This is a genomic window from Rhizobium fabae, assembly GCF_003985135.1.
Classification (GTDB): Bacteria; Pseudomonadota; Alphaproteobacteria; order Rhizobiales; family Rhizobiaceae; genus Rhizobium; species Rhizobium pisi.
Window position 1 is genome coordinate 103,243 of the sequence record NZ_ML133663.1, and the last position, 9,966, is coordinate 113,208.

The following is a 9,966-nucleotide window of genomic DNA, read 5'->3' on the forward strand; positions in this document are numbered from 1 at the left end:
ACAATTTGGCGGCGTTACATTATATGTGAATTCACCCGCTGAAGGCTTGTGGGAAGTTGATGGAGAGGTTGAGCATGACGTGATCGTTGTTGCCGAAGTCATGACTGAAGATCTCGACCGAACCTGGTGGGCGGCATATCGAAAACAGCTGGAGGCTCGTTTCGATCAGGAGGAAATCGTGATCCGAGCCACGCAAGTCCAGCGTCTTTGAACCCATGTCCGGGCAGGGAGGCCCACGGTCTTGCACGCGTTGAACGATTTAAGCATCAGTCCAACCGAATAATTCCAGCCCTCGCAGTAGTTCCTCGGTTTCATACAAGCCATCGCCGGAACACTGGTCGGGTCAACGGCACGCTGGGCCTCCCCTGTTGCCGCCGTTTAACCAAAGCGAAGTCGGTGTGCCCGCCTGATTTCATTGAGGGCGGTAGCATGAAAGCGATGACGTGGTATTTGCGCGACTGCTATGAAATCGTCACTCGCCTAAAATCAGCAGCGATCTTAAGAGAGGCCATCAGGCCGATGCGTCGATCAGCTGTGAAAGCCGCTTGGCGTTCTTGATCGAATAACCATCGCGATCGTTATTGAAATAGACCCACACGGTCTTAGCGCCAGACAGCTTGATGCGCTCCGCCCACACCGTCAATTCGGCATCGCTGTAGTCATGGCGGTACCATTGTTTGATCCCATGGAACCGGATGTAGATGTCGTCGGCTGTCCGAACAAGCTCATCCGGCAATCGGGGACCGCTGCATGAACAGAAGATCGCGCCTGCAGCTTTGAACGCCCTATAAACATCCTTATTCCACCAGCTCTTGTGACGGAATTCGACGACGTTCCTGCGACGGGGATCCAGCTGCGACAAGATCATTTGCAACATGTCTGTGGAGTAGCGCACGCTCGGTGGAAGCTGAAACAGAAAACATCCCATCTGCATTCCAAGAACGTCTGCGATGTATCCGAAATCTTCAATGAGGGCGTGGGTATCTTCGAAGCGTTTGATATGCGTGATGAGCTCGCACACCTTGATGGTATAGACGAAGCTCGGCTCGGCCTGACGTTTCCATGTCTTGACAGTTGCCACCGTCGGCCAGGAATAAAATGGGGCATTGAGCTCGACGGTCTTGAAATTGTCCTGGTAGATCGAAAACAATTGATTGGAGGGAACGTCGTTCGGGTAAAAATGGCCCTTCCAGTGCCAGTAATACCACCCGGAACAGCCAATATGGACCCGCCTGGCTACATTGTCATCGGAGGTGATCACAATCAGCGGATCGCTCGCCAGACGGGCTAGATGCATTTTAGCGGCGCGCGCAATATTGGCATCGCGCTGTTTTTGGCGGCGCTCGGCGCGCCGTACCCGCCGACTTTCAATCTCTTCAGCAGTGCGCTCTACCATTTGGTATCCGTGCGAAGGTCTTTCGGCGCAAGGGCCGCTCGGCTGCACCGCCAACCGTCCTGCGATATGTTTTCAAGCGCAGCAGAAGCGACGTATCCCCGATGTTAAATTGCGATATCGCCGAGCAAAATAATGCCAGAAAGCTCACCTTCATTGGTGAAGACTACCAGCCGCCGCATCTGCAGCTCCGCGTTCGCCCGGCCACCTCGGTAATATCGTCATCCTTTCAGGCAACAACAGCGTAACCTCGTACTTCCATCGAACTCTTCCCTTGTTTCTGACGGCCAGCAGCGGTTTCGCCAGAGTAACTCCGACAAAGGGCGCGGGTTCCGGCCTACGCAGGTCTATCCGACGGTTTTGCTTGAAGTCTTTCGTTCCCTCATTCATGGCGCCCAGGGATTGAACCACAGGCGGCTCGTCCTCGCGCTGGACGAGGTCGATTGCCGCCCAGATGATACCAAGCGTAGGAAGGCGTGATCCCGAAGCTGGAGACGCACGCTGGCGCGGCTCGAACAGATCTCGACCATCGAGGCAAGCAGCGCTCGTCGGAAACATCCAAATTCGTCCAACCGACCTGGGGCGGTGAACGATGGTAAGTGGCTGCAGCGCCAACCTTGAAGGCAGTCACCTGGCTCGAAGGGAACTGGCGAGTTAAAAGCCGAGTGGTCTGGAGGTTTCCTCGGGCGCCACCGTGATTGCAGAGGGTATTGGCAGAACGGGCTGTTCAAACTTGGCCTGGGTCGCGGCGCCATTTTCTCGGTCGCGACCTTAGTCTTTGTCCCCTCCTCCTTCGCATCTTTTATGGCGACACCTTGCTCGCTACTCGCGTGACCCTATTTTACCCGGGCGGATCAAGTCAGCATAGCGCTTCCTAGCCGCGGCTCAGGGGTATCGTGTGAGTTGGTTCGGCATTGCCATCATCGCGACCGTAGCGCTGGTAGCCCTATGGGCTCTGGCAGCATCAAGCTATGCCGGGTTTCTGAAGCGAGTCCAGAAAGTCGATTCCCACGTCCTCAAGATTGCCGCTGCCGACACCGAGCTTGATCGATACGGCGCCGGGCTTTGCCACAAGCGGGAGGCGGCAAGCGGCCTCGTCCTGATCACCTCCAACCTAGACGCGTTCGCAGCCAGGCTTCTAGCGGCCCGTTCCGCCGGGCGCAGCCTCGATCTCATGTACTATATGTGGAATGCGGACCTGACCGGAATGCTGATCATGCGGGAGGTCGTCGCGGCGGCCGACCGTGGCGTACGCGTGAGGATCCTTCTCGACGATCTCGGCGTCTCCATGTCCGACAAGATCTTCCATGCGATCGACTGTCATCCGAACATCGAGCTGCGGCTCTTCAATCCCACAAAGGCACGTGAGAATATCCTACGTCGCGGCCTCGAGATGGCCTTGCGGTTCCGAAGCGTCAACCGTCGCATGCACAACAAGGCATGGATTGCCGATGGCCGGATCGCGATGGTCGGGGGGCGCAATATCGGCGATCCGTATTTTGATGCCGGGGAGAACGCTAACTTCAGGGACTTCGATCTCTTGATGGTCGGTGAAGCCGTTGCGAAGACGGAGCGTCTGTTCGACGGCTACTGGAACAGTTCGGTTGCCGTGCCCGTGCGTGCGCTTCTGTCACGCAGAGCGAACAAGCTGAAGAAGCTTCGCCGCAATATGGAACGCCTTCATTTCGAACAGCGCGCCCAGCCATATCTTGATCCAGTTCGCGATGAAACATCGCTGACGCATATCGTTGCCGAAGACCGCTACATATGGGTCGACAAACTCGACGTTTTGGCCGATCCGCCAGAGAAGGCGGCCGGGAAGCTGCGCAGCGGGCAAAATACGCTAATGGGAATGCTGCTCCCGGTCATCACGGGCACGGCCGAGTTCATCCATATCACCTCGCCGTACTTCGTTCCCGGCGAACGCGGCGTCGAGGCGCTGACGAAGCTACGCGATAAAGGAGTAAAGGTTTCCGTTCTGACGAACTCGCTTGCAGCCACCGATGTTGCCGCAGTTCACGCAGGATATTCGCGCTACCGCCCCGCCCTGCTAAAAGCCGGCATTGCGCTCTTTGAGTTGAAATCGATTGCAGACATGGGATCCTTCTCCTTGCGCGGTTCCAAGCAGGCCAGCCTTCACACGAAGGCCTTTGCCAGGGATGGCAAGTACGGCTTCATCGGATCTCTCAATCTCGATCCGAGGTCCGTATCCTTAAACACCGAAATGGGTGTCCTGTTCGAGTCACAGGATCTTGTCGAGCGAATGGACGCGATCTTTGCCGTAGAAACCGATCCGGATTCGAGCTATCCCCTAACGCTCGAAAAGGGATCCGTTCGGTGGCTTAAGGTCGTCGAGGGCAGAAATACTCTCCTCCGAGGCGAGCCGGATGCCGGGATTGCCCGGCGCGCGACAGCTTGGCTGATCAAGTGGTTGCCGCTCGAATCTCAGCTATAACCCTGACGACTGGTCTCGTCATGAGAGGGCAAGCTGAACTGTGAGAAGGCATAAGATACCACGATCGTAGGGGAATGTGGTCTTGGACTAAGCGAAGCAGTCATCTGGATCGAGGCCGGTAAGACCGATCAGGTCGTCAACAACCCGGCGCATGATCCCGCGTGCGCTTCTCTCGGCCATGATCCATCCCGACCCGCGCGACCGGCTCATCTTAACCGGTTCCGCCACGACCCCACCCGTGCGGTTTCAGCCAATGGATAAGTCATGAAAATTTCCGACGTCAAAATCATTGTCTTCTCGCCTTGACGCAACTTCGTCCGTCAACGCGAATCCCACCTGAGACAAACGTGGACCACCTGACTACCGCGCGAGAGAAGTACGCGTCTCCAAGCCGTCAGCAGGACCCGGTAAAGACAGCCCTGGCCCGAGGGCTTGTCGCGGAATGCCGCGATCGTGACCCTGATTCATTGCGGCATCGACCCGCCATGCCCTCGCACCGAGGGATTTTCGTTAAGACCGTCGAGTGCTTCCTCCATTTGTTCCATTGTCACAAGAAGGCATCTCGGCGGCCATGACGATCGCCAGAACAATGCCTGCATCGGCCAGCGCGAGCGAGACAGATTCGCTAGCCCGCCTGGCAAGGCTGATGGTCGACGAACACATACCTTCGCCATGCTTTCTGGATTCGGGTTCGCTGGCCAGATCACGTTCGGCTTCTTCGATTTCGAAGCCCGCGAATACAAGCCGAAGACCTATGAAAACCTTGAGGTGACCAACTTGACGGGCTCGCTTGCGTGGAAGGAAGGAAAGCCGCTGCCGCATCTGCACGCAACCGCCGGCAGCTCTTCCTTCGCAGCGGTCTGCGGTCACCCGTTGGCGCTGGAGGTTGGGCGTCGTTCGATGGAGATCAATGTGATGACCCTACCAGACCGCCTTGAACCGATCGTCGACGCCTCGATCACCGTCCACGTCCTGCAACTCGGTCCGGCCGGTTGAGACACGAGGCTCGTTTTAGTCGCTGATAGCGCGGCGGGGGATGGACAGGCGAATCGAGAGTCCATCCGGCATCCACTCGCGCGAGATTTCGACCCCGACGCTCTTTCCGATTATCTGCTCAAGCCGGCTTCCAAAACCGATCGAACGTGGCTCTGATGTAGGCTGCAGAGGACCACTGCTCTCCAGCCAGACGATCTCGAGGATCTCGCCCTTCACCGCCGCTGCTATCTCCAGCTTTCCCTCTTCGACGGACAGCGCACCATATTTCGCGGCGTTAGTCGCGAATTCATGGAACAGCAGCGCGAAGTTTGTAATTTTGGTGCCGCTGATGTCGATGTCATCTCCGATCAGCTGCCAACGATTGGCACCGTCCCGCCCATATGGCGCGAGAATATTCGACAGAAGCTGAAAGAGGGTGGTCTCCGGAGCGCCGGTCGCGGCCTCACCGTTCAAACTCGGCAATGTCATCTCATGCGCCCGCGAGAGGGCCATCAACCTGTCCTTCATCCCCGCAGCGAGATCGGCAGTCGTCTTTGCCGTCCTTGCCGCAAGGGTGATGATGCTGCCGGTAATGGCGAACAGGTTTTTTACCCGGTGATGCATCTCGCGCATCAGAAGTTCCTGACGCTCGGCGGCGCGCTTACGCTCTGATATGTCGCGGGCAATTTTCGATGCGCCGATGATCTTTCCGTTGCTATCCCGAATAGGCGAGATGGTCAGAGAAATATCGATCAGGGTACCGTCTTTACGTCGTCGTATCGTCTCGAAGTGATCGACGCGCTCGCCGGCCTGGATGCGGGCGAGAATGGCGGGTTCCTCCTCGAGGCGATCGGGTGGAATGACGATCGTGATCGGGTTGCCGATAGCCTCGTCTGCCGTATAACCGAAAACACGCTCAGCGCCCTTGTTCCAGGTCGTGATGATTCCGCTGAGGCTCTTGCTAACGATCGCATCGTCGGAGGATTCGACGATCGCTGCAAGAAAAGCCGCAGCATTATGTCCGTGCTGCGCAGCTTCTATGTCGGCCTCCAGCTGTTGCAAACGGATCTGGGCCTGGCCCTCGTGTTGCTGGTTATCGGAAATCGACATTTACGCCCCGTCAATCAACGCACTTTTCAAAAATCGAGACGGCCGAGACCGCTAATGAACCGCCGACCATATTCGCTAAACACCACAAACAATAGTCAGAATGATATTAGGAGTCGCAATTCTGTATGACGCCTTCCGAACGCGAGATCGCTGGCAAAATGCCTTCGCCTTGAAGGGATTAGAACCGACGACCCTGTTGTTATAAAGTCATCCATCTCAATTTCCCCAACAGCGGCCGAGGCTTCGGGCCAGCTCGCACCCGTCTCCAAGCTGATTGCCAAAGGACGTGTTGGGGCCGGAACCGGACTGGCAACTTCAGGCTGCGGATCTTCAACGCGCGGACATTCGGGTGAGCGCGGACATCGTCGTGACTTGACCCTAAGTGGGCTATCGGAACAACCGCGTTGGACGGCCGGGAGCATGACAGAGCAGTCATTGCGCGGGGCTACAATGGCGGCTGCGTCCACATGAGCATGGTCCGATCTCAACCAAGGTCGCTTTGAGCAGCGGCTAAAAGTTCTTTCTTGCCCTCTGTCTCCCTGCTATCGTGGACGCTAGGAGACAGCGCCATGAGCGAGAACCGAAAGCTGGCTGCAATCCTGGCCGCGGACGTGGTTGGGTACAGTCGGCTTGCCGGCGCTGACGAGGACCTCACCCTGGCGAGATTGCGGACACTGCGCAGCGATCTCATTGATCCGACGATCTCCGTGCACCACGGCCGGGTGGTGAAGCGCACCGGCGATGGTGCGCTGGTCGAGTTCCGAAGCGTGGTGGACGCCGTTCGCTGCGCCATTGAGGTGCAGAACGGTATGGTGGAGCGCAATGACGGCGTCCCGCAGGACCGTCGCATTGAGTTCCGGATCGGTATCCATTTGGGCGACGTCGTCGAGGAAAGCGATGGCGATCTGATGGGCGACGGCGTCAACATCGCCTCGCGATTGGAGGGCGTCGCCGCAGCGGGCGCGATCTGCCTGTCCGAGGATGCCTATCGCCAAGTCAAGGCGAGGCTCGACCTCTCGGTCAGCGATCTCGGTAGCACACAGCTCAAGAACATTGCCGAGCCGATCCGGGTCTATTCGCTGCAAGTCGGCAGCGCAGGGACCAAATTAGCCGTGCCCCCGGAAACCGCGACGAGCCAACCGGCGAAGGCAGCGGCGTCGAAGTTGTCGATCGCCGTCCTGCCCTTCGCCAACATGAGCGGTGACGCCGAACAGGACTACTTCGCTGACGGCATTTCGGAAGACATCATCACGGCGCTATCGAAGTTGTCACAGCTCTTCGTCATCGCTCGCAATTCATCGTTCACTTTCAAGGGCAAGAACGTCCATGTGCAGGAGGTGGGCACGAAGCTCGGCGTGCGGCATGTACTTGAAGGCAGCGTACGCAAATCGGGGAACAGGGTACGCATCACCGCGCAGCTCATCGACGCAACCACCGGCGGGCACCTATGGGCGGAGCGGTTCGATCGCGACCTCACCGACATATTCGCGGTTCAGGACGATGTCACGCAACAGATCGTCGGCGCGCTGGCGGTCAACCTGACAGAGGGCGATCGGCAAAGGCTTGCACCGGGGCAGACCCGGCACCCCGAGGCGTATGACTGCTTCTTGCGTGGCCGGGAGCTGTGGCACCGGCTGACGAAGCAAACGAACAGCGACGCCCGCGACCTTTTGCAACGTGCCGTCGAACTGGACCCGAACTTCGCCTCGGCGCACGCCTTCCTCGCCCTTACCCACGGGCTCGACTACCTGAACCGGTGGAGCGCGTTGCCGCAGCGCTCGATCGAGCAAGCCGAAGAGGCTGCGACGCTGGCGGTAGCGCGGGATGATAGCGATCCCGTGGCGCACTGGTCGCTAAGTCTGGTCAACCTTTACTCGCGACAGCACGATGGAGCCATCAGCGAGGCCGAGCGTGCGATAGTCCTCAATCCGAACTTCGCCGAAGGGCAGGTCAGCCTCGGCGAGGCACTTGTCTATTCAGGCAGATCCGAGGAGGCACTCGCCTATTTCGATCGTGCGAGGGTTCTGAACCCGTACTTTCCGGATGTCGTTCTTCACTTTCAGGCCTGGGCCTTGTTTCAACTGGGAAGGTACGAAGAGGCCGTCGAACTGTTGCTGCAGCGCGTGAGCCGCAACCCCGTAACCGATGTCTCGCGCGCGCTTCTGGCTGCCTGTTACGGGCACCTCGGCCGTTTCGAAGAGGCTCGCGCAACGTGGCAAGAGGTGCTGCGCGTCAATCCCGACTACTCCTTGGAATACCGGCGCAAAGTCTTGCCCTTCAAGAACCCCGCCGATTTCGAGCTCGTCATCGAGGGGCTGCGCAAGGCCGGTGTCGTACAATGACAATGATTAATGTCCGATCTTGAACCTGTTGCCGCCATTTGGACGGAGTATGAGCAATAGCCAATGCCGGCGCAACGACGACCTCCAGCAAGATCTGCTTTCAGGAAGCTGCGAAGGCGCCCTCTACGGCCGACACATGGGGCGCGAAGCCGCGGATCAGGAAGTTGTCGGCACCTCGCCCCACCCCTCCTTGAGCCAATCGATGTTCGCCTCAAAGCCGCCAGCGGCAGCAACCAGGCTAGACCCGTCGAGAACTCCATGAGCGGCAGGGGTTTAGTCGAACATCTTTTTGATCGTCGCGATTGGGATGAACATCCGAATCGCGTTTGTCGACAGAGGCTGGAAGCCGTATTCTTTGTAAAGCTTTACTCGTCTCTCGGTCCGCTCTGCATCACCGCAATCCAGGACATCGAGCATGACGATCGCCGTACCTATTTCATCCGATATCCGCGCTATTCGCGTCAAGCAGTCGATCAGCAGGTCGCCGCCGTATCCGCTGCCAGCGAATTTCAAGTCGCGACCGATCATTGAGATGTAGGCCGCGGGAATTGACCCATGTCCGGGCCGGTTGCGGGCGAACCTTTTCGGAAGCTCCGTATAATCAACAGCGTGGCTGTTGATGGCGTAGAAGCCCATCACTGGGCCGCCGTCTTGCGTCATCACGAAAACACGAAGATTGTCGCTCTTCTGAAGCTTGTTTGCGGTCTTCTGAAAGAAATTGTCGACCTGCTCAATGCCGCACGAAAAAGCCGCCCGATCATGTTTTGAGGGATCAAGCGGCTCGATGATTGGCTTTGGCGTTTCATTTTGCGGCATTATTTTGAAACGACAGTCTCGCTGTGACGCTTGAAAGCAGCCTTAAGTTTATCTCTCGGCTCTGGTGGGTTGTCCAGTGCAGCAAAAAAAGCAGCATGATCGGCAGGCTGCAAAAGGGTCCGTTCATGAGCGGCAATCGTCATCATGGCGGATTGATAAGCAGCGTTGATCGTGAAAGCGGAGTCGTCTACACCGGACAGCGCAGCAGCGCGTTGAATTGCCGTCTTGATGCGCGCCTTCGTACGGAAGCCCATACGTGCGTCGTTTGGTTCATCGATTTCGGCAGTCATGTCTTTGAAAACAGGCATAATCGCCTCCAATTCGAGTGTAGCAGTGTGGCTATTTGTACGTCAAACTGACGTACCCGTCAAGTCGGTATGCGGATCTTTGTACGTCGCGTGTGCGTACGTGCAGTGGACGTCGCGCAACTTCTATGGTTCCTGCGCACCATGCATGTGGGGCTGGCGAACCGTCAACGGCTCATCGTTAGCCGAGACAAGCCCACCGAGATACCAAACTTATCTACCACGGTTGTGTGATGACATCGACCGCACAATAGCCTGATTTCTCGAACATCCTAGACGCAGAGCTCCTGCATCGCTGGATAGTAAATATCAGTCCACGAAAAAGATTTCGAACCACCGAGCCGTTGATACACAGCATCGAGAACAAAGCCTAGCCGGCAAAGTGTCTGGCCATTCCTGCGCGCCATGGAGGACGCGAAGAATACGAAGCGCCGATTCGCTAATTGCATAGGGGTAGTCCTCCCCGTTTTAGCGGGGTTCAGCGGTAGAATTCACGCGGCCATTTTCAGTTTCTGAGCGGGTGTGATGCCGCCAATGCCCATGTTGGGCCGTTCGTGGTTATACGTCCAA

General features: G+C 57.5%; 8 protein-coding genes. 4 read left to right on the forward strand and 4 right to left on the reverse strand.

The annotated features are described in order from the left end of the window. Window positions 1–211 (forward strand): hypothetical protein (locus tag EFB14_RS33200; RefSeq protein WP_167494744.1); only part of this gene is annotated, 211 nt, incomplete at its 5' end. Window positions 212–511: 300 nt separating this feature from the next. Here the strand turns inward: EFB14_RS33200 and EFB14_RS30020 are convergent. After that, entirely contained in the window at window positions 512–1,396 is an 885-nt protein-coding gene (locus EFB14_RS30020; RefSeq protein WP_126830265.1) for a DUF72 domain-containing protein, read from the reverse strand. A gap of 895 nt (window positions 1,397–2,291) precedes the next feature. Here EFB14_RS30020 and EFB14_RS30025 point away from each other — a divergent pair. Next, window positions 2,292–3,848: a phospholipase D family protein gene (locus tag EFB14_RS30025; RefSeq protein ID WP_126830267.1), complete on the forward strand. Its 1,557-nt coding sequence runs from the start codon at window positions 2,292–2,294 to the stop codon at window positions 3,846–3,848. A 432-nt stretch (window positions 3,849–4,280) separates the two neighbouring features. Continuing rightward, on the forward strand, window positions 4,281–4,844 hold the full coding sequence (locus EFB14_RS30030; RefSeq protein ID WP_126830269.1) for a PPC domain-containing DNA-binding protein: 564 nt from the start codon (window positions 4,281–4,283) through the stop codon (window positions 4,842–4,844). 15 nt (window positions 4,845–4,859) lie between these two features. Here the strand turns inward: EFB14_RS30030 and EFB14_RS30035 are convergent, their stop codons facing one another. Continuing rightward, window positions 4,860–5,933, reverse strand: a complete 1,074-nt coding sequence (locus EFB14_RS30035; RefSeq protein WP_125847757.1) for a PAS domain S-box protein — start codon at window positions 5,931–5,933, stop codon at window positions 4,860–4,862. 569 nt (window positions 5,934–6,502) lie between these two features. Here EFB14_RS30035 and EFB14_RS30040 point away from each other — a divergent pair. Next, window positions 6,503–8,275 (forward strand): adenylate/guanylate cyclase domain-containing protein, encoded by a 1,773-nt coding sequence (locus EFB14_RS30040; RefSeq protein WP_125847759.1) that lies wholly within the window; start codon window positions 6,503–6,505, stop codon window positions 8,273–8,275. A gap of 273 nt (window positions 8,276–8,548) precedes the next feature. On the opposite strand, the gene EFB14_RS30045 is transcribed toward EFB14_RS30040, so the two are convergent. Together EFB14_RS30045 and EFB14_RS30050 are read right to left on the reverse strand one after the other, a co-directional pair. Continuing rightward, complete coding sequence (locus tag EFB14_RS30045; protein WP_126830270.1) at window positions 8,549–9,091, reverse strand: GNAT family N-acetyltransferase; 543 nt, start codon at window positions 9,089–9,091, stop codon at window positions 8,549–8,551. Next, window positions 9,091–9,399: a type II toxin-antitoxin system TacA family antitoxin gene (locus tag EFB14_RS30050; RefSeq protein WP_125847763.1), complete on the reverse strand. Its 309-nt coding sequence runs from the start codon at window positions 9,397–9,399 to the stop codon at window positions 9,091–9,093. The genes EFB14_RS30045 and EFB14_RS30050 overlap by 1 nt, the downstream gene beginning before the upstream one ends. Window positions 9,400–9,966: the final 567 nt, after the last annotated feature.